The organism is Roseovarius confluentis, assembly GCF_002917925.1.
GTDB classification, from domain to species: Bacteria; Pseudomonadota; Alphaproteobacteria; order Rhodobacterales; family Rhodobacteraceae; genus Roseovarius; species Roseovarius confluentis.
Window position 1 is genome coordinate 621801 of record NZ_PPFE01000002.1, and the last position, 19617, is coordinate 641417.

The following is a 19617-nucleotide window of genomic DNA, read 5'->3' on the forward strand; positions in this document are numbered from 1 at the left end:
TTTATGACCATAGTGTAGCGCATGTGGTGGAATCGCGCAATATTTCGCCGATGCAATCCAGTGCCGATCATCCTGCGAATAATCGGACCGGCTGCGGCGCGGGGCAGGGCAAAGATTATTCTGCGAATAATCTGGCGTGTCGGACAGCCGCAGCGGCCTGCTGCGCGGCTTTGCTTCTGCCGGCTGGACAAAGGTGGGGAAGTGGTGGGCGACCTAGGAATCGAACCTAGCGTGCGTCTCCGCGAGGGAGTTACAGTCCCCTGCCACACCTTGCGGCCTGTCGCCCACTGAGGCGCGTGTTTAGAAGCGGGCCGTTGCCCCGTCAACCGGAAAATCGCTTGCGATTGTGACGGTGCGGGGCCATTGTCCGCCGCCTGTGAAGGAGGCCCCCGGATGGCAACGAAGAAACCCAAGTGGGTCGTGGAAAAGGAGCAGGCCAAGAAGGCGTCGGCGGCGGAAACCGTGTGGCTGTTCGGGCTGCACGCGGTGCGCGACGCGCTAGAAAACCCGCGCCGCGAGAAGCTGCGGCTGGTGGTGACGAAGAACGCTGCCGACAAGCTGTCGGACGCCATCGCGGCCTCTGGCATGGAGCCGGAGATGGCCGACCCGCGCAAGTTCAGCGCACCGCTGGATCCGCAATCGGTGCACCAGGGTGCGGCGCTGGAGGTGAAGCCGCTGGACTGGGGGGCGCTGGAGGATGTCTGCCTTGGCGACGGGGTGCGGCCGCCGCGCGTGTTGTTGCTGGACCGGGTGACGGATCCGCATAACGTGGGCGCCATCCTGCGCTCGGCCGAGGTGTTCGGCGCCTCGGCGGTGATCGCGCCGCGGCACCATTCGGCGCCCGAGACCGGGGCGCTGGCCAAGACCGCCAGCGGCGCGCTGGAGCGGCAGCCCTACCTGCGGGTGCGTAATCTGGCCGACGCGATGAGCGCGTTGCAAGGCATGGGATACCTGGTTCTGGGTCTTGACGGCGAGGCCGATGAGACGGTCGAGGAGGCGCTGGTCGGGATGCAGGACCGGCCCGTGGCGCTGGTGCTGGGGGCCGAGGGGCCGGGCCTGCGCCAGAAGACGCGGGAGACCTGCGACAAATTGGTGCGGATCGCCTATGCGGGGGCGTTCGGATCTCTCAATGTCTCAAATGCCGCGGCGGTGGCCTTATATGCATCCAGAGGATAACCGACTGGGATAACAGACGGAGGCGGAATGGGCCGGAAGATTGCGACATGTTGTTACTGCGGAACGCGGGCGGTGCTGGTGCTGGACGAGGGACGGCATGAGTTGGCCTGTGGCGCTTGCGGGGCACCGCTGCACGACATGAAGATGATGCCGGTGTCGCGAGACAATGCCCAAGAGCGCAAGGGGGCGCCACGCGGCGCGCAACCCGGCAAGAAAGTGGACATGCGTCGCGATGGCCGCCCCGTGGCGCCGCGACCGGACTGGAAGGGCGATGCGGGACCGGACCGCCCCAAGCGGCGCGGGAAGCGGAAGCGCAAGCCGATCCTCGGCCGGGTTCTGGACGAGGTCTGGGACGTTCTGGAAGATATCATAGACTGAGAACGGCGGATTTTTACCGACTGTTCACACCTAATTTACAACCTCTTTATATCTGGAATTCAGTACCTATCTGAATGTCAGGAAGCGCCGAACTGGAACTCCGGTGCTTCTTTTCACTGTCCCTCGTTCCGCGACTGGCGCCCGGGTTTGCCCGGGCGCTTTTTTCTTTTGAAGCGGCAGTCTAGTGTGAGGCCATGAACGAGCCATACAAAGATTCTGACCTTCGGGACATCTTGAAGCGGACCAAGCGGATCGCGGTGGTTGGCGTGTCCATGAAAGAGGTGCGCCCGAGTTTCTATGTCGCCCGCTACCTGAAGCTGAAAGGGTTCGACGTGGTGCCGGTCAACCCCGGCCACGCGGGCCAGACGGCGTTCGGGACGACCGTTCTGGGGTCGCTGGGCGAGATCGAGGGCGGCGTGGACATGGTGGACATCTTTCGCCGGTCCGAGCATGTGCCGCCCATCGTGGATGAGGCTCTGGAGCGGTTTCCTGATCTTCAGACGATCTGGATGCAGATCGGCGTGTGGCACGAGGACGCCGCCGAGAAGGCGCGGGCGCGTGGCGTGGACGTGGTGATGAACCGTTGTCCCAAGATCGAATATCAGCGCCTGTTCGGCGAGTTGCGCATGGGCGGCTTCAATACCGGTGTAATCTCGTCAAAGCTGTAGGCGCCCCGGTCGGGCCTGCCGGTCAGCCCGCGACGACGTCGGCCGCGATGCGCATCTCGCGCAAGGGTCGGACCCGGCGGATGGCTTCCTCGTAGACGGGATGCGCCTTGTAGGCGGCAAGATCGGCCTCGGTCCTGAACTCGGCGTAGACCACAAGATCGACCTCGGCCCCGGTCAGGGTGTCGGCATGAAGGTTTTCGCCAACCTCGAAATGGGTGGAGTAGGGAATGGTTCCGAGCGTTTCGAGACCGGCGCGGATTTCGCCGAGATTATTGAGATCGCGAGCGGTGAAAAAGACGATGTGGCGGATCATTCGGAGCGGGAAGCCTTTTCTGCAAGACCGGACCGCGACTGGCGCGTGGCCAGTTCGGCCATGACATCGGCGACTGACACACCGCGGCTGTACAGCATGACGAGCAGGTGAAAGAGCACGTCGGCGGCCTCTGAGGTGAGGCCTTGCGCATCGCCTTTCACGGCCTCGATCAGCGCCTCGATGGCCTCTTCGCCGAACTTCTCGGCCACCTTCTCTGGGCCCTTGGACAAGAGCTTGGCTGTCCAGCTGTCCTCGGGCGAGGCGCTGGCGCGGGCGGCGACGATCTTTTCCAGGTCTTCGAGGGTCATGCGCCGATCCTCATGGGGATGCCGGCCGCGGCCATGTGGGCCTTGGCCTCGGCGATGGTGTGATCGCCGAAATGGAAGATGGAGGCGGCCAGCACGGCGGATGCGCCGCCCTTGGTCACGCCGTCGACGAGGTGATCGAGGGTGCCGACGCCGCCCGAGGCGATGACGGGGATCGAGACCGCGTCCGCTATGGCGCGGGTGAGGGGCAGGTTGAAGCCCGAGCGGGTGCCGTCGCGGTCCATCGAGGTCAACAGGATTTCCCCGGCGCCCTTGTCCTCGACCAGCTTGGCGAATTCGACCGCATCGATGCCGGTGGGTTTGCGCCCGCCATGGGTGAAGATTTCCCATTTGCCGGGGCTGACCGTCTTGGCGTCGATGGCCACGACGATGCATTGGCTGCCGAACTGATCGGCCGCAAGGCGGACCACGTCGGGGTCGGAGACGGCGGCGGAATTGAACGAAACCTTGTCGGCCCCTGCCAGCAGCAGCGCGCGCACATCCGCCACGGTACGGACGCCGCCGCCCACGGTGAGCGGGATGTAGCACTGCTCGGCGGTGCGGGTGACCACGTCGAGCATCACGCCGCGGTTTTCGTGGGTGGCATGGATGTCGAGAAAACACAGCTCGTCGGCGCCGGCGGCATCATAGGCGCGGGCCGCATCCACGGGGTCGCCCGCATCGCGCAGGTTGACGAAGTTCACGCCCTTGACCACGCGGCCGTCGGCCACGTCGAGGCAGGGGATGATGCGGATCTTGAGCATGGGCCGTCCTTTCGCGCCTGCCTTCTAGCGCGGGCGGCGGGCGGTGCCAATGGGGGTTAGGGCGCCCACGCGGTCGGGCTGTCATTTTTGAACCCCGCCGGGGGGATGGGCGACGGATAGGTGTCGGCGCGGTGCTGCGCCTTAACCCCAGCATTCCGAAAGGACCAAGCCATGATGTCTTTCAAATCCACGCTCGCCATGCTGTCGCTGGCCACGACCGCAGCCGTCGCCGCGCCCGCCGCGCCGGCGCAGGCCGAGACCATCACCTGCCCGCACAGCCAGATCCGGCGCGAGGTGACCACGGCCCTTCCGGGGGGCTGGTGGAACACGCCGATCGTCAACTCGCTGACCGAGGCGCGGGTCGCCAATATCGGGGGGCGTGCCGCGTTGCAGTGTATTTACGGCCCGGCAGGATCGATCCAGCGCTATGCGCCGGATGGCGCGACCTGCCGGGTGAGCGGGCGACAGTTCGAGTGCAACAGTGGCGCGGCCTCGGGCGCTGGCGCGCGGACCTTCTCGACCGGGCCGCTGGATATCCCGCAGACCTGGACCGCGGACCTTGACCGTGGGGCGGTGGGTCGCGGCAGTGGCGTGGACATCTGGTTCCAGGCCGAGACGGCGGAGCTGCTGTACCTGGCGCCGCGCAACGGGGCGCAGCTTGGCGTGGGTGACCGACGCAACCGGGGCTTTGACGGCTGCCGGGGGGCGCGGTTCAGCGCGAACCGGGTGTCGCTGCGGGATATTCCGGTCGGGTCCTATATCTGCGCCAAGACCAATGAAGGGCGGATCAGCCAGTTCCGGGTGAACGCGGTGTCGGGCGGATCGCCGAAGACGCTGAAGCTGGGCTACACGACCTGGCAGTAAACACGCCATTCCGAGACAGCCAGCACCCGGCGGTTTGCCGGGTGTTCGCGTATGTTCAGACAGAGGCTCGGCAGGATCGGGCCGATCACGCGAATGTCTGTTTCCACGCGACGCGGTCGGCTTAGCTATATGGAGGGACAGACCCCTTGCAGGAGATACTCGAAATGAAACGATTTCTGACCCTTGCCGCGTTGACCTTCATGGCCAGCCCCGCCCTGGCCGATGACGACCTGATGAAGGTTCAGGCCAGCGGTGACGTGGCCAGCACGATGGACGCGCTGAAAGCGGCGGTGGAAGGCGCGGGGGCCAAGGTTTTTGCGCGGGTGGATCATGCCAGTGGCGCCGAGGGCGTAGGCATGGAACTGGCCCCGTCGCAGGTACTGATCTTCGGCAATCCGAAGCTGGGCACGCCCGCGATGCAGGACGATCCGCTTGCGGGGTTGTATCTGCCGATGAAGATTCTCGTGTACGAGGACGCGAATGGGCAGGTCTGGCTGGCTTACGAGGACCCGGAGGAGATGTTCGATGAACTCGACGGGATCGACGATGACGCGGAGTATATCCAGACGATGACTGGTGCGTTGGGCAAGTTGACCCAAAAGGCGGCCGGCGGCTGACCCGCTCGCCCCGCTCTTGCGTGCGGGTCTCGTGTCAGGCGGAGAGGGTGCGCAGGGCCTCTTTCAGGTCCAGCGCCCCATCATAGAGCGCGCGGCCCGAGATCGCGCCGTTGAGCGGCGCGCCGCAATTCTTCAGCGCGACGAGATCGTCGAGGGACGACACGCCGCCCGAGGCTATGACCGGGATCGAGACGGCGTTGGCCAATGCCGCCGTCGCCTCGATATTCGGACCCTTCATGGCACCGTCGCGGTTGATGTCCGTGTAGATGATCGCGGCGACGCCCGCGTCCTCGAATGACCGGGCGAGGTCCGTGACCATGACATCGGTTTCCTCGGCCCAGCCCTTGGTCGCCACGCGGCCATTGCGGGCGTCGATGCCCACGGCCACCTGGCCGGGAAACGCCTGTGCCGCCTCGCGTACCAGCGCGGGGTTTTCGACCGCCACGGTGCCCAGGATAACGCGGGCGAGCCCCTTGCTGAGCCAGCGTTCTATCGTCGCCATGTCGCGGATACCGCCGCCAAGCTGGGCCGGGACCTGCGTGCGTTCCAGTATCGCCTCGACCGGGGCGGCGTTGACCGGCTCGCCCGCGAAGGCGCCGTTGAGGTCGACGAGGTGCAGCCAGTCGCAGCCCGCATTGACGAACTCCATCGCCTGTGCGGCGGGGTCGTCGTTGAACACGGTGGCCTTCTCCATTTCGCCCTTGAAGAGGCGTACGGCCTGGCCGTCCTTGAGGTCGATGGCGGGGTAGAGGATCATGGGTGGTCATCCGGGCAAAGGGCTTTGCCGCGATGTGCCATGACGGGACGGCGTTTGCAACGCGACGTGGCGTCAGGCTTGATCGTGGTGGCGCTCGGGCCGCATGCTGCGCGTCATCATTTGCGGGAGGAGATACGCATGAGAACGATGACACTGGCCTTCGTGGCTACCCTTATGAGCGCCGGCGCGGCCTTTGCCGCCGATCCGCTGGAAGGCTACTGGCGCACGGCCAAGGACGACAACGGTCATTCCGGGCTGATCCACGTCAAGCCCTGCGGCGCGCAACTGTGCGGCACGCTGGTGAAGGCCTATAATGGCCAGGGCCAGGAAATCCAAAGCGAAAACGTGGGTCGAAACATCATTTCGCAGACCGTTCCCAAGGGCAATGGCAGCTACACCGGCAAGGTCTACAGCCCGGACCGTGGCAAGACCTATAACTCCAGGCTTCAGATGAACGGCAACGCTTTGAAGGTGTCGGGCTGTGTCTTGGGCATCTGCCGCGACGGCGGAACGTGGACAAAGGTGAAATAAGCCTTTTCCTGCCGATAAGGCGAACGTGATTGAACGATTTGGCCGGGGCACACGTCTTACCTGTATTATTTTGAAATCAGGTAGGAAGGAGGCCCGGCCAATGCGTATGGTTATGTCTTTTGCAATGTTGATTGGAACCACGGGCGCGGTATTGGCTGATCCGGCGATGGGCACGTGGCAAACCGAGCCCGACAAGAAGGGCATCATTGCCCATGTGAATGTCTACGACTGCGGCAACGCCGTTTGTGGCGAGATCACCCGCACCTTCAATTCGCAAGGGCAAGAGATCAAGGCCGCGAGCCTGGGTCATACGGTGATCCGCAATGCCACGCCCACCGGCAACGGCAAGTATGAAGGCCGCGCCTGGATCCCGGCACATCAGCGCGAATACCCGGCCGGCATGAGACTTCAGGGCGACCGGATGACCGTGCGAGGCTGCATGGGCCCGATCTGCATGTCGCAGAACTGGACACGGATCCAGTAAGCCTCAGGGCGCCCAGGTCAGGAAATTGCGGATGATGCGCAGACCGGTGGCCTGGCTTTTCTCCGGGTGGAACTGGGTGCCGACGAGATTGTCGCGGCCGACCACAGCCGTCACCGGCCCGCCATAATCCACATGGGCGATGCGCTGGTCGAGGTCCGAAACCTCGAAATGGTAGGAGTGGACGAAATAGGCGTGGTCGCCGGTGCTGACGCCGTCCAGCACGGGATGGGGAAAGTCGATCACAAGGTCGTTCCAGCCCATATGCGGTACCTTCATCGACGGGTCCGCGGGCGCGATCGGACCGACCGTTCCGGCAATCCAGTCAAAGCCGTCTGTCTCGGTATATTCCAGCCCTCGCGTGGCCAACATCTGCATCCCGATGCAAATTCCCATGAACGGGCGGCCTTTGGTCACGACGGCCTCCCGCATCGCCTCGAAGAGGCCGCGATGGTCGTAAAGTTCTTTCCGGCAGGCAGGAAAGGCGCCGTCGCCGGGCAGGACGATACGGCTGGCACGGCGCACCGTGTCGGGGTCGGACGTGACCACGACCTTGTCCGCGCCCACCTCGGCCGCCATGCGCTGAAACGCTTTTTCGGCCGAGTGCAGGTTGCCGGACTCGTAATCTACGATAACGGTTGTCATGGGGTCAGAGCGTGCCCTTGGTCGAGGGGATGGCATCGGCCTTGCGCGGGTCGATTTCCAGCGCGTCGCGCAGGGCGCGGGCGACGGACTTGAACGCGGCCTCCGCTACGTGATGGCTGTTGATCCCGTGCAGCGCGTCCACGTGCAGAGTCAGCCCGCCATGGGTGCTGAAGGCCTGGAAGAACTCTCGGACCAGCTCGGTGTCGAATGTCTTGATCTGGGCGGTGGGCATGGCGACGTTCCACACGAGGTAGGGCCGGCCGGAAATGTCCAGCGCGGCGCGCACCAGAGCGTCGTCCATCGGCAGCAGGCAGGCACCGTAACGGCGGATGCCCTTCTTGTCGCCCACGGCTTGCGTCAGCGCCTGACCGAGCGCGATTCCCACATCCTCGACCGTGTGATGGTCGTCGATATGCAGATCGCCCTTGCAGCGGATTTCCATGTCGATCAGCGCGTGGCGGGCCAACTGGTCCAGCATGTGGTCGAAGAAGCCCACCCCGGTCTGGTTGTCATAGGTGCCGGTGCCGTCGAGGTCGATCTTGACGGAGATATCGGTTTCCGCGGTCTTGCGGGTGATGCTGGCGCTGCGCATGGGTGCGTCCCTGAGTGTTTGCCGCGCCGTTATAGGCGGGGTTGGCAGGCGCGCCAAGGGGGCGAAGTGGGGTGGGGAAAACGTGGTGCCGATTGGCACTTGGACCGGTGTTCTACCGGCCCAATCGATCAACTTGGAGAGAAATTGGAGCGGGCGATGAGATTCGAACTCACGACCCTTACCTTGGCAAGGTAATGCTCTACCCCTGAGCTACGCCCGCGTCCTTGGGTGAGGCGGAGATATAAAGTCTGGCGCGGCCCTGCAAGGGAAAATCGCAGTGGCTGCAAATTTTTTTGCCCCGCGTCCGGTCAGGCGCTGTAGCGCAGGATCAACTCGACATAGATCAGCGTCGAGGCCAGCAGCAGAAAGGCGAGGAATAGGGCGCGGCGCCGCTTGGTGGGCGGCGAAGGGACATCTTGGTCCTGATCGTGCAGTCCGGTCACGTCACATCTCCTTCAAGAGAGGGCGCCAAAGGCAGCAAAGTGCAATCAAAAGTAGTGTGTATGACAGGGTGCGGCAAGAAAAACCGTCCGAGGCCCGCCTTTGGGCGGAAACACGCACCCGGGCGAGCGCTGGGCCCGCCCGGATACCTGACCCGGGGAGATGCGGGTCAGATATTGCCGGCGGACAACTCGCCGGCGATGTGGTCGGCTTGGCGGATGGCCAGGGCGACGATGGTCAGGGTGGGGTTTTCCGCCGCCCCGGTGGTGAATTGCGAGCCGTCGGAGATGAACAGGTTAGCGATGTCGTGGGTCTGGCCCCACTTGTTGCAGACGCCGTCCTCGGGGTTTTCCGACATGCGGTTGGTGCCGAGGTTGTGCGTGCTGGGGTAGGGCGGTGTCGGGAACGTGCGCGTGGCGCCCACCGCGTCATAGATCGCCGTCCCGCGGTCGTATGCATGGTTGCGCATGGCGATGTCGTTTGGGTGATCATCGAAATGCACGTTCGCCACGGGCAGGCCGAACTGGTCCTTCACCTCGGAGTTGAGCGTCACACGGTTCGTGGACTGGGGCATGTCCTCGCCCACGATCCACATGCCGGCCATGTTCTCGTACTCGTCGAGTGCCGTGGTGAATTCACGCCCCCATGCCCCCGGATCGAGGAAAGCCGCCATGAAGGGCAGGCCGAGCGACAGGGTTTCCAGTTCGTACCCGCCAACGAAGCCGCGGCTCGGGTCGTGTTTCGACTCGTCCTGAATGATGCCCGCCATGGTCGTGCCCCGCCACATCTTCACCGGCTTGTCGAACACGGCGTAGACCGAGCCCGTCATGTGCCGCATGTAGTTTCGCCCCACCTGATCGGAGCTGTTGGCAAGACCGTTCGGGAACATGTTGGAGGCCGAATTGAGCAGCATCCGGGGCGATTCGAACGAGTTGCCCGCGACGCAGACGACGCGCGCCTTCTGCATCTGCAGATCGCCGTTCTCGTCGAAATACTCGACGCCGGTGACCTTGCCCGCCTCGTTGTGCAGGATGCGGGCCACGTGGGCCTTTTCGCGCACTTCGAGATTGCCGGTGGCCTCGCCCTCGGGGATGTCGGTATAGGCCGAGGACCACTTGGCGCCCCATTTGCACCCCTGAAAGCAGAAGCCGGTCTGTTGGCACATCAGGCGGTCCTGGTCGTCGCGGCTGTTGATCGCCATGCGGCCGGTATGGACCTCGGTGTAGCCAAGCTTTTTCGCGCCGGCCTCGAACACCTTGTAGTTGTTGTTGCCGGGCAGGCCGGGATTTCCATTGGTGCGCGTGACGTTCAGCTTCTTCTCGGCCTTGTCGTAGTAGTCGTCCATCTCGCGCGGGTCGATGGGCCAGTCGAGCAGCGATGCCCCCTCGACTTCGCCGTAGTTCGTGAGCGCCTTCCATTCGTGATCCTGGAAACGGATCGAGGCGCCGGCCCAGTGGGTGGTTGTGCCGCCCACGGCCTTGACGATCCAGGCGGGCAGGCCGGAGAAATCCTTGGCCACGCGCCAGTCGCCCGACGTGGTGCGCGGGTCGAGCCAGGCCAGTTGGCCGAAGCTTTCCCACTCGTCGTTGACATAGTCTTCTGGCAGATACCGGCCGCCAGCCTCGAGAGCGACGACACTCACACCCTTCTGCGCGAGTTCGTTGGCCAGGACCCCTCCGCCCGCGCCGGTGCCGATGACGACGACGACGCTGTCGTCGGTAAGTTCAAATGGTGCAGTCATTGATTGAATCCTCCCTCAGCCGATCCAGGCGATGTCGTCGAAGCCGCGGTTGATATAACCGCCCTTGGAGAAGCTTTCGCCCTCGTAGCCGAAGACCGGCCAGACCGCTTTCTGGTTATAAAGCCCGGTCACCAGACCGCCCCGGATGCGTTGGAAGAAAGGGTCGTCCTCCATCGAGCGCAGCACGTCGACGCGGTCGCGTTCCCAGCCAATATCGGCGTACTCGAGCTCGTGCATATTGCGCGCGGCATCGTTCAGCGCGTCGATGCCCGCGGTGATGGCGTCGACTTCCTCGGGCTTGTCGTAGCCCTTGACGGCGGCCACGTAGTATTCGTCGGCGATGCGGTCGTGCGGGTAGATATCGCGCGCCATCTGCACGAGCGTCGCAAAGGTTTCGGGCTTCAGCGCGTCCATTTCGGTGGCCCAGGCGCCACCCGCGCCTGCCACGTAGCTGGAGCCGAGCACGAAGGCGCCGAAGGCGGTCGTGCCTTTCAGCAGGTCGCGCCGGGTCAGCCGGCGGAGTTGTCTTGTCTGGGTACTCAACATCTTGTCCTCCCTAGATGCGGCGTGAGTTTTCGTGATTGGTGTTTGACCCGGCCCCGGGACACGCCATGCCCGAAGCCGGTTGTCGCGGGCGTTACTTGAAGCGCCCGGCGCGTTGCAGCACCTCGATTTCGTAGCCGTCGGGGTCTGCGACGAAGAAGAACTTGCCGACAAGTTCGCCGTCGGGGGCGAATTCCACGATCTTGCGCGGCTCCAGCCCGGCCTGGGTGAAGCGGGCGTGCTCGGCTTCCAGATCGTCGACGGACACGGCGAAATGGCCGTAGCCATCGCCAAGATCGTAGGGCTCCTCCCGCCCCTTGTTGACCGTCAGTTCAAGCTCGAATTCGGATTCGGAATTGCTGAGATAGACCAGCGTGAACTTCTCGAAATCCAGGCGGTCCGCGATCTCCAGCCCGAAGGCTGTCTTGTAGAACTCAACCGACCGCGCCTCGTCGAGGACGCGGATCATGCTGTGAATGGCTTTTGCCATGGGCTTCTCCGACTTTGTGAATGGTCGAAGAAGTGTACCAAGCGCCCGGTGGGTGGGGGTAGTAAACCGTTACTACAGGCGCTTTAGGTTACTCTGCGGCGATGCGGGTTTCAGGCTGGGTCGCCTGATTGTCCTGCCAGACAAGGCAGGTGCAGCGCAAAAGCGAGGTGAAATTCTTGGGCTCGCCATGCAGTTCCAGCACTTCGCCATGCAGTTTCGACACGAAGGCCGGGGTGGAAATGTCCTCGTTCGCGGCGATGTCGTCGAGAATCCGCCAGAAGGATTTTTCCAGCCGGATGCTGGTGCTTTGGCCGTTGAGGCGCATACGTCGGGTCTCGAGTTCGTATCTTTCCGGGTCCTGCCCGGCAAACATGCGGCACATGTCACGTCCTCCCTAATGTCATCATGCCAATTCAGGAACTCCATGATTGCCTATTCCTTCGGGTACGGGAAGGGGCACTTTGGTCCCGCACGCAACGAAAGGCACACCGGGACAAGCTGACTGGCGGCTAGTGGTCGTAACAGACCCCTGCTGCGGGCGGGAGGGTGAAGTCCTCGGTATGGACGACGATACCCTCCGGTGTGAGCAGCAGAAGGCCGTATGCACCCGGCTCGTCGATCGACAGGCTGGGATCCTGGAAGCCGAGTGCCATGGGCATCTGGTGGCAGGGGCTCTTGAAGATCGCGGTGGGGATGCGGTTGCCCGCGCCGGTGGCGAAACCGCCTTGGATGGTGCGGTGGATATGGCCTGCGACGATCTGGTGCACCGTGTCGTGGCCTTCCAGCCGCGCGGCCAGCTGTCGGCGTGATTTCAGCCCGATCCAATCCATCCCGCCGAACCCGGTCAGGATGGGCGGGTGGTGCATGAAGAGTATGACCCGGCGGCGTCCGGCCCCGGCGATGGCGGTCTCCATCCAGTCAAGCCGCGTGTCGCACAAAAGCCCGCTATGGGTGTCGTCGGCGTCTTCGTTGAGGGTGTCGAGCAGGATAAGGCGGGTGTCGTCGAGGTCGATCACGTCCTGCACGAAGCCATCAGGCGTTTGCGGCGTGTCGGGAAAGATCGCGCGAAAGGGGCCGCGTCGGTCATGGTTGCCCAGCATCAGAGAGACCGGGATGCGGGCCTTGGACAGCTCGGCGTGAAGGCGTTCGTATTCGGGCGCGGTGCCGTGATGCGTGAGGTCGCCGGTGATGACGATTCGGGCGGCGTCGGGATGATTTTGCTGCGCATGGGCAAGCCCTTGGGCGAAGCGCTCGGCGGGGTCGATGCCGATGATCGTCTCGCCCTCGGGAAGAAAGTGGATGTCGGTGAAGACGAGTATTTTCTGCATGACAGCCCCGGTTCGGATCGGCGCAGCTTTGTCGGATTCGCGGAGTTTGGAAAGAGGGCTGTTGGGCGGGGCAGGGCGGGTCGCGGCGCGCTGCGCGACCCGCCCCTTGTTGATCATTCCAGTTCGACCAGCAGGTCCTTGGCGTCGATCTGGGCGCCGGGCTGGACATGCACGGCCTTCACGGTCGCGTCGCGTTCGGCGTGCAGGCCGGTTTCCATCTTCATCGCCTCGATGGTCAAGAGCAGGTCGCCGGTCTTGACCTGCTGGCCCGCGCTGACCGCCACGGTGGCCACGGCGCCCGGCATCGGAGCGCCGATATGGTCGGCATTTCCGGCCTCGGCCTTGGGCCGGGCCTGCACGGTTTCCTTGACGCGGCGGTCCGGCACGCGGATCGTCCGGGGCTGGCCATTCAGTTCGAAGAACACCCGCGCCTCGCCGTCCTCGTGGGTTTCGCCCACGGCCACCAGACGGATTTCCAAGGTCTTGCCGGGGTCGATCTCGGCCGAGATTTCCTCGGCCGGTTCCATGCCATAGAAGAAGGTCCGGGTGGGCAGGGTGCGGACGGGACCGTAGACTTGGTGGCGCTCCATGTAGGCATCAAAGACCTTGGGATACATCATCGCGCCCATCAGGTCCTCGTTGTCGATCTCCTCGTCCTCGAACTTGTCCTGCAGTTCCTTGTGCCGCGCCTCGAGGTCCTCGGGCTCCAGCAGGGTGCCGGGGCGGACGGTGATGGGTTTTTCGTCCTTCAGCACCTTGCGCACGATGTCGTCGGGGAAACCACCGGGGGCCTGGCCCACGTAGCCTTTCATCAGCGTGACCACGCTTTCGGGAAAGCTGACCTCGGTCTTGGGGTCGAGCACGTCTTCGCAGGTCAGGCCCTGGCTGACCATCATCAGGGCCAAGTCGCCGACGGTCTTGGCGATGGGGGTCACCTTGATCACGTCGCCGAACATCTGGTTCACGTCGGCATAGGTGCGGGCAATCTCGGGCCACTTGGCCTCGAGCCCCAGAGACCTGGCCTGGGCGCGCAGGTTGGTGAATTGGCCGCCGGGCATTTCGTGCAGGTAGACCTCGGAGGTGGGCGACTGCATGGCGCTCTCGAAGGCGGCGTAATGCTCGCGCACGTTTTCCCAGTAGATCGAGATCTTTCGGATCGCGTCAATATCGAGCCCGGTGTCGCGGTCGGTGTGGCGCAGAGCCTCGACAACGGACCCCATGGTGGCCTGTGATGTGTTGCCGGACAGAGCATCGATGGCGCAGTCTACGGCATCGACGCCCGCATCCGCGGCGGCGAGGATGGTGGCCGAGGCCACGCCGGCGGTGTCGTGGGTGTGGAAGTGGATGGGCAGGCCGATCTCTTCCTTCAGGGCCTTGAAGAGCACAGTGGCGGAGGCCGGTTTCAGAAGGCCGCCCATGTCCTTGATGCACAGGATGTGGGTGCCGGCCTCTTTCAACTCCTTGGCCATGTTGAGGTAGTACTTGAGGTCGTACTTGGCGCGGTTCGGATCGAGGATATCGCCCGTGTAGCAGATTGCCGCTTCCAGAACCTTGTCGGCGTCGCGCACCGCATCCATCGACACCCGCATGTTCTCGGTCCAGTTCAGCGGGTCGAAGACGCGGAAGATGTCGACGCCACTGTCGGCGGCCTGTTTGACGAAGGCCTGCACCACGTTGTCGGGGTAGTTGGTATAGCCCACCCCGTTGGAGCCGCGCAGCAGCATCTGGGTCAGAAGGTTGGGCATGCGTTCGCGCAGGTCGCGCAGGCGCTGCCACGGGCATTCGTCGAGGAAGCGGTAGGCCACGTCGAAGGTCGCGCCGCCCCAGCATTCGACCGAGAAAAGTTGTGGCAGGTCATGGGCGTAGTTCTCGGCGATGCCGATCATGTCGATCGACCGCATCCGCGTCGCCAGCAGGGATTGGTGGCTGTCGCGCATGGTGGTGTCGGTCATCAACACCTGTTTCTGGGCTGCCATCCAGTCGGCCACCGCCTGAGGGCCGTCGCGGTCGAGGATCTGCTTGGCGCCATCCTGGATCGTCTCGTTCTTCGGCTTCGGCGCGCGGGGCAGGGCGAGATCCTCGCGCGGTTTCACGCGGCCCTGCACCTCGGGGTGGCCGTTTACCGTGATGTCGGCGATGTAGGTCAGCACCTTGGTGCCGCGGTCGCGGCGGGCGGCGAAATCGAACAGCTCGGGCGTCGTGTCGATGAACTTCGTCGTGTATTCGTTGCTGAGGAACGTGGGGTGTTTCAGCAGGTTCTCGACGAAGGCGATGTTGGTGCTGACACCCCGGATGCGGAACTCGCGCAGGGCACGGTCCATCCGGGCGATGGCGCCTTCGGGTGTTTGCGCATGGGCGGTGATCTTGACCAGTAGGCTGTCGTAGTACCGCGTGATGACCCCGCCGGAATAGGCCGTGCCGCCGTCGAGACGGATGCCCATGCCGGTGGCTTCACGGAAGGCGGTGATGCGGCCGTAGTCGGGAATGAAGTTGTTCTGGGGGTCCTCGGTGGTGATCCGCGTCTGGATCGCGTGACCGTTGAGGGTGATCTGGTCCTGCGATTTCTTGCGCGTGGCTTCCTCGAGCGTCTTGCCCTCGGCGATCTTGATCTGGGCCTGCACGATATCGATGCCGGTCACTTCCTCGGTGACCGTGTGCTCGACTTGAACCCGGGGGTTCACCTCGATGAAGTAGAACTCGCCGGTGTCCATATCCATCAGGAACTCGACCGTGCCGGCGCACTCGTAATTCACGTGCTTGCAGATCTTGTAACCAAGCTCGCAGATTTCCTCGCGCTGCGCGTCAGTCAGATAAGGAGCGGGGGCGCGTTCGACGACCTTCTGGTTGCGGCGCTGGACCGAGCAGTCGCGCTCATAGAGGTGGTACATGTTGCCATGCTTGTCGCCGAGGATCTGGACCTCGACGTGCCGGGCGCGGATGATCATTTTCTCAAGGTAGCCTTCACCGTTGCCGAAGGCGGCTTCGGCCTCGCGCCGCCCTTCGCGGACCTTTTCCTCAAGCTCGTTCTCGGATTCGATGGGGCGCATGCCGCGCCCGCCGCCGCCCCAGGAGGCTTTGAGCATCATCGGATAGCCGATCTCGGAGGCTTCCTTGCGGATCTTGTCCATGTCCTCGCCCAGCACCTCGGTGGCGGGGATGACGGGCACGCCGGCCTCGATGGCGACGCGGCGAGCGCTGGCCTTGTCGCCCAGGGCGCGCATGGTTTCGGCCTTGGGGCCGATGAAGGTGATGCCGTTCGCCTCGCACGCATCAACCAGCGCAGGGTTCTCGGACAGAAGGCCATAGCCCGGGTGGATCGCGTCGGCGCCGGATTTCTTGGCGACGCGGATGATTTCGTCGATGCTGAGATAGGCTTGAACCGGCCCCAGCCCCTCGCCGATGCGATAGGCCTCGTCGGCCTTGAAGCGGTGCAGGCCCAGCTTGTCTTCCTCGGCATAGACAGCGACGGTGCGTTTGCCCATCTCGTTGGCGGCGCGCATGATGCGGATGGCGATCTCGCCCCGGTTGGCAATCAGTATTTTCTTGAACTCGGCCATGGCCTGTCCTCCCGTCGTGTCGTTCGCTGCGGTCGCGCAGCATTGTTTGCGCCGCAGTGCAGCGTCGCGCCTGTTTTTAGGTTTTGCAAGAGGATAGCGCAATCCGCCACAGTAGGTACATCTACCGGCGGGCGATTTTCTTGGCCAGGCGGGTAGGATTGCTACCCGTTCGGACAGCACAGCTCCAGGTGCCCTTCAAACCTATCGCGGCCAGTACCCTTCGCGTTGCGCAAGGTCTTGAAGCGCATCGTAAATGGCGCCGTCATCGACGATCCAGGTGGCGTCGTACAGCGCGTTGTCCTGCGGTTGGCCAAAGTCTCGCATGATTGCGCGCCGGTCATCGGTACTGCGCGGGTATGGCGCCGGGAAAACCGCCAGCGCCTTTTCCGCGGCCTGCGCATGTTCGGGCAGGCCGAGACGGCTCAGGGCAGCAATCATGTCGGGTGCGAGGGCGCCGGTGGAGTTGAAGATATACTGGTGGAAGCCGCCATTCATGCTTTCGAGCATGAGCATGTGGATCACGTAGAAATCGGCGATCGTAGGGGGCACCCGTGTCAACGCATCAGGGTCTGGGTCGAATGCGTTTCCGACAGGAACGCAGGCTGCCAGTTCGTCGAGCATGAAGTACAATTTTCTGTCGTCGGGAGCGTTGCTGCGCCGCGCCATGTAATCGTCGAACGACGGGTCATCGGACAGAAGCACGGCGGCTTTCTGCAACAGACCTGGTCGGGCGCTTTTGAATCTGTGAGACTGCTCGCGCAGAGCCTTGTCCAGCAGGGCATCGCGGATTTGTCCGCGCCCGTCGCTCCACTGCTCATAGCGGTTCCGCGCGGTCGTGTCCCAGACAGGGAAGGCGTCGCGGGTGGCGCGCAAAGCCGCGGCGTGATCGTGCAGATCGTGTCGGTCGAGCGTTTCCAGAAACACGTTGAACAACCCGGCGTGGTCTGTCGTAGTCAATGTCAGCATTGGCACTGTCGCTGTGGTCGACCAGTCGAGACGGGCAAGGATCAGCGCGTCACGTTCGGCCTGCGACTTGCCCGCCAGATTGCCCAGAACGTTGCGGTGGGTCTGGGCGAGATGGGCCTCGGATCCGAACTCGGCACCGCTCGTGTCATTAAAATCGTACTGGAGTGCGATAGCCGCGCTTTGCAGCACGTCGTCGAGCGGGTAGACCAGCGAATGAGGAGCGGGACAGGTGTGTTCCTGGGCCATGCCGAGTGCGGGTATTGATAGAAAAGCTATGAATACGAGAGGCTTATGCATCATCGTCAGGCAGCAGGCGGGTCGGGGCGTCCTGTGGGCGGACGAGGCCGAGCTGCCCCATGTTGGCTTCGAGATCGGACTTGAGGATGTGCACGAGATGGGCCGGGCCGTCGCGCCCTAGGGCCGCGAGGGCGTAGTGCCATGCCCGTCCCATCATGACGAAATTTGCCCCGAGCGCCAGAGCGCGCAGGATATCCAGACCGCCCTCGACACCGCCGTCGAGGATGATCGGCAGGTCGGTGGCGGCGCGGATGCGGGGCAGGGTCTCGATCGTCGCCGGGGCGGCGTCGAACTGGCGGCCGGCGTGGTTGGAGATCCAGATGGCGTCGACGCCTTCGGATTGCAGCCGTGGCACATCGCGGTGGTCCTGCACGCCCTTTATGATCAGCGGGCCGTCCCAGTGCTCGCGCAGCCAGGCGAGATAGCTCCAATCGGGTGAGGTGCGCAGCAGGTAGCCGGCATGTTTGTTGGATGGCAAGCCCTTGGTTTTGGGCGCATAATCGTCGATGAAGCGCATCCGGGGCATGCCGCGTCCGGCCATCCCCATGGCCCAGGCGGGACAGGTCGCGATCTGGGCCAGGATGCGGGGTGTGATCCGGGGCGGCTGGGTCAGGCCGGAGCGGACCTGCCGCTCGCGGCGCGAGCCGACGGGCACGTCGACCGTCATGACGAGGGTGGAAAACCCTGCCTTTTTAATGCGTTGGATCATATCAATGCGAATGTCCGGATCCCGCGGGGGATAAAGCTGGAACCACGCGTTTTCGCCGATCGAAGAGCTCAGATCCTCGGGCTTCTGGCTGGCCACGGTGGACAGCGTGTAGGGAAGGCCAGCACGGGCGGCGGCGCGGGCGAGGAGTTGTTCAGCGCCGGGCCAGATCATGCCTGACATGCCCAGGGGAGCAATCCCGACAGGCAGGTTAAACTTCTGACCCAGAAAGGAAGTTTCGAGGTCTGGGGTGATCTCTCCATGCAGGATCGATGGCATGAGGCGCACCGCGTCGAACTGCGTTTTGTTGCGTCGCGTCGTGGCTTCGGAGCCGGTGCCGCTGTCGAGGTATTCCCACACGAAATGCGGCAGTCGGCGGCGGGCGCGGGTACGCAGATCGGAGATGGCTGGGAAGCGGGCATCGAGCGACATGGTAAAGCGATAGCAAGCCGCGATGCGGCCGGGAAGCTAAATCTGCGGCGAGGATGGTTAACGGTGCCATTCACTGCACGAAACCGCGTCGGTATCACGTCGGTATCCGGGTGGTATGACGACGTTGGAAATTTTCGCATGTCCCGAGGTTCATGCGCCGTACGGTGTGCAACAGTCGGGATGCTGCAAAAGTGGGAAAATAATCAACGTGCGGGCGTCGCGTTGACTGTGACGGCGCTCGGCAGGGCGAGGTTCCGGAACAGGTCCGGAACTCGACGAACATGAAAAACCGCCGCCGTCCCGGGGGGAGGCGGCGGCGTTTCCAAGCCTAGCTGTGATTGCGTAGCTCTTACAAGTTGCGCGCTTCCTCGACAGCTTCCATGCAGGCCTGCTCGTCACCGGCTTCGAGCGCGGCTTTCGCGGTTGCAATGGCATCCTTGGCCTCTTGCGACATCTCGGTGTCCGAGCCGCTCGTGGCGCTTTCGTCGCTCATGCCGTCCTGCTGATCGGCGGCGTCCTGTCCAGAGGTGGCGACGGAGGATGTATCGGCGTCGAGCGGTGCGGTATCGCCGTCCTTGACGATCTCGCCGTCGGCTTCCGCGGTGTCGCCCGAGGCATTGTCGTCGGAATTCATGTCCGAGGCGTTTGCCGAGAGGTCCGTGTCGGAACCGGTGTCGGACATTTCCATGTCCGAACTGCTGTCGGTGCCTTCCATGCTGTCCGAAGCATCGGCGCTTTCTTCCGAACCTTCGAGCGGGGCGAGGCTGCCGTCCTTGGAGATGCCATTTTCGGATGCCATCCCGGACTCGCCGGTCAGTTGTGCCAGTTCTTCCTGGCAGTCTGCCAGGGCGGGGCCGGAAAGTCCGGCAATGGTGCAAATTGCGAGCACGCTTGTCATCTTGCGGTTCATGGGGTGTCCTCCTCTTTCTCCATTGCCTTTCCAACGGGGGACGCCGTCGGTTCGTTCCAACCGGCGCCGTACGGAAAGCGGGATTGCGCCGATCCGATCTGGGTAAACGGTTCGC

General features: G+C 63.7%; 23 protein-coding genes and 2 tRNA genes. 7 read left to right on the forward strand and 18 right to left on the reverse strand.

Going from position 1 to position 19617, the window contains the following annotated elements:
- Positions 1-202 precede the first annotated feature (202 nt).
- Positions 203-286: transfer RNA gene (locus C2I35_RS22115), tRNA-Tyr, on the reverse strand.
- A gap of 107 nt (positions 287-393) precedes the next feature.
- On the opposite strand from C2I35_RS22115, the gene rlmB reads away from it, so the two are divergent.
- The 3 genes from rlmB to C2I35_RS07810 all read left to right on the forward strand — a co-directional run bounded on the left by rlmB (position 394) and on the right by C2I35_RS07810 (position 2222).
- Complete coding sequence (gene rlmB / locus C2I35_RS07800) at positions 394-1176, forward strand: 23S rRNA (guanosine(2251)-2'-O)-methyltransferase RlmB (protein WP_103762431.1); 783 nt, start codon at positions 394-396, stop codon at positions 1174-1176.
- A gap of 27 nt (positions 1177-1203) precedes the next feature.
- Positions 1204-1554: a hypothetical protein gene (locus C2I35_RS07805; RefSeq protein ID WP_103762432.1), complete on the forward strand. Its 351-nt coding sequence runs from the start codon at positions 1204-1206 to the stop codon at positions 1552-1554.
- Between the two features lie 194 nt (positions 1555-1748).
- The gene (locus tag C2I35_RS07810) at positions 1749-2222 is read left to right on the forward strand and encodes a CoA-binding protein (protein WP_103762433.1); all 474 of its coding nucleotides are present in this window, start codon (positions 1749-1751) and stop codon (positions 2220-2222) included.
- Between the two features lie 22 nt (positions 2223-2244).
- On the opposite strand, the gene C2I35_RS07815 is transcribed toward C2I35_RS07810, so the two are convergent.
- Genes C2I35_RS07815 through hisF form a run of 3 tightly spaced genes read right to left on the reverse strand, consistent with a single transcriptional unit; the run spans position 2245 to position 3604 of the window.
- Positions 2245-2535 (reverse strand): Dabb family protein, encoded by a 291-nt coding sequence (locus C2I35_RS07815; protein WP_103762434.1) that lies wholly within the window; start codon positions 2533-2535, stop codon positions 2245-2247.
- Positions 2532-2843, reverse strand: coding sequence for a phosphoribosyl-ATP diphosphatase (locus tag C2I35_RS07820; RefSeq protein ID WP_103762435.1), 312 nt, complete (start codon positions 2841-2843; stop codon positions 2532-2534). Before C2I35_RS07820 ends, C2I35_RS07815 begins: the two co-directional genes overlap by 4 nt.
- On the reverse strand, positions 2840-3604 hold the full coding sequence (hisF, locus tag C2I35_RS07825; RefSeq protein ID WP_103762436.1) for an imidazole glycerol phosphate synthase subunit HisF: 765 nt from the start codon (positions 3602-3604) through the stop codon (positions 2840-2842). The genes C2I35_RS07820 and hisF overlap by 4 nt, the downstream gene beginning before the upstream one ends.
- Positions 3605-3775: 171 nt before the next feature.
- Here hisF and C2I35_RS07830 point away from each other — a divergent pair, with 171 nt between their 5' ends.
- Positions 3776-4468, forward strand: coding sequence for a hypothetical protein (locus C2I35_RS07830; RefSeq protein WP_103762437.1), 693 nt, complete (start codon positions 3776-3778; stop codon positions 4466-4468).
- Positions 4469-4632: 164 nt separating this feature from the next.
- Positions 4633-5085, forward strand: coding sequence for a DUF302 domain-containing protein (locus C2I35_RS07835; RefSeq protein WP_103762438.1), 453 nt, complete (start codon positions 4633-4635; stop codon positions 5083-5085).
- 34 nt (positions 5086-5119) lie between these two features.
- Here C2I35_RS07835 and hisA read toward each other — a convergent pair whose 3' ends face one another.
- Positions 5120-5842, reverse strand: coding sequence for a 1-(5-phosphoribosyl)-5-[(5-phosphoribosylamino)methylideneamino]imidazole-4-carboxamide isomerase (gene hisA, locus C2I35_RS07840; RefSeq protein ID WP_103762439.1), 723 nt, complete (start codon positions 5840-5842; stop codon positions 5120-5122).
- Between the two features lie 138 nt (positions 5843-5980).
- On the opposite strand from hisA, the gene C2I35_RS07845 reads away from it, so the two are divergent.
- Positions 5981-6373: a DUF2147 domain-containing protein gene (locus tag C2I35_RS07845; RefSeq protein ID WP_103762526.1), complete on the forward strand. Its 393-nt coding sequence runs from the start codon at positions 5981-5983 to the stop codon at positions 6371-6373.
- Positions 6374-6497: 124 nt separating this feature from the next.
- Positions 6498-6857, forward strand: a complete 360-nt coding sequence (locus C2I35_RS07850; protein ID WP_170067154.1) for a DUF2147 domain-containing protein — start codon at positions 6498-6500, stop codon at positions 6855-6857.
- A 3-nt stretch (positions 6858-6860) separates the two neighbouring features.
- On the opposite strand, the gene hisH is transcribed toward C2I35_RS07850, so the two are convergent.
- The 13 genes from hisH to C2I35_RS07910 form a co-directional block, all read right to left on the reverse strand.
- On the reverse strand, positions 6861-7499 hold the full coding sequence (hisH, locus tag C2I35_RS07855) for an imidazole glycerol phosphate synthase subunit HisH (protein ID WP_103762441.1): 639 nt from the start codon (positions 7497-7499) through the stop codon (positions 6861-6863).
- 4 nt (positions 7500-7503) lie between these two features.
- Positions 7504-8091: an imidazoleglycerol-phosphate dehydratase HisB gene (hisB, locus tag C2I35_RS07860; RefSeq protein ID WP_103762442.1), complete on the reverse strand. Its 588-nt coding sequence runs from the start codon at positions 8089-8091 to the stop codon at positions 7504-7506.
- Positions 8092-8236: 145 nt separating this feature from the next.
- Positions 8237-8311 (reverse strand) — tRNA-Gly (locus C2I35_RS07865).
- 88 nt (positions 8312-8399) lie between these two features.
- Positions 8400-8534 carry a hypothetical protein gene (locus C2I35_RS22600; protein WP_274592391.1) on the reverse strand — a complete coding sequence of 45 codons (135 nt, stop codon included), beginning with the start codon at positions 8532-8534 and terminating at the stop codon, positions 8400-8402.
- A 167-nt stretch (positions 8535-8701) separates the two neighbouring features.
- Entirely contained in the window at positions 8702-10273 is a 1572-nt protein-coding gene (locus tag C2I35_RS07870; RefSeq protein WP_103762443.1) for a GMC family oxidoreductase, read from the reverse strand.
- Positions 10274-10288: 15 nt separating this feature from the next.
- Complete coding sequence (locus C2I35_RS07875; RefSeq protein ID WP_103762444.1) at positions 10289-10819, reverse strand: gluconate 2-dehydrogenase subunit 3 family protein; 531 nt, start codon at positions 10817-10819, stop codon at positions 10289-10291.
- 91 nt (positions 10820-10910) lie between these two features.
- Complete coding sequence (locus C2I35_RS07880; protein ID WP_103762445.1) at positions 10911-11306, reverse strand: VOC family protein; 396 nt, start codon at positions 11304-11306, stop codon at positions 10911-10913.
- An 88-nt stretch (positions 11307-11394) separates the two neighbouring features.
- Positions 11395-11688: a ribbon-helix-helix domain-containing protein gene (locus C2I35_RS07885; protein ID WP_103762446.1), complete on the reverse strand. Its 294-nt coding sequence runs from the start codon at positions 11686-11688 to the stop codon at positions 11395-11397.
- Between the two features lie 127 nt (positions 11689-11815).
- The gene (locus tag C2I35_RS07890) at positions 11816-12634 is read right to left on the reverse strand and encodes a phosphodiesterase (protein ID WP_103762527.1); all 819 of its coding nucleotides are present in this window, start codon (positions 12632-12634) and stop codon (positions 11816-11818) included.
- Positions 12635-12747: 113 nt separating this feature from the next.
- The gene (gene pyc, locus C2I35_RS07895; protein WP_103762447.1) at positions 12748-16191 is read right to left on the reverse strand and encodes a pyruvate carboxylase; all 3444 of its coding nucleotides are present in this window, start codon (positions 16189-16191) and stop codon (positions 12748-12750) included.
- Between the two features lie 201 nt (positions 16192-16392).
- Complete coding sequence (locus C2I35_RS07900) at positions 16393-17403, reverse strand: DMP19 family protein (RefSeq protein ID WP_170067155.1); 1011 nt, start codon at positions 17401-17403, stop codon at positions 16393-16395.
- Positions 17404-17446: 43 nt separating this feature from the next.
- Positions 17447-18592, reverse strand: a complete 1146-nt coding sequence (locus C2I35_RS07905) for an alpha-hydroxy acid oxidase (RefSeq protein WP_103762449.1) — start codon at positions 18590-18592, stop codon at positions 17447-17449.
- A 349-nt stretch (positions 18593-18941) separates the two neighbouring features.
- Positions 18942-19502 (reverse strand): hypothetical protein, encoded by a 561-nt coding sequence (locus tag C2I35_RS07910; RefSeq protein ID WP_103762450.1) that lies wholly within the window; start codon positions 19500-19502, stop codon positions 18942-18944.
- Positions 19503-19617 lie beyond the last annotated feature (115 nt).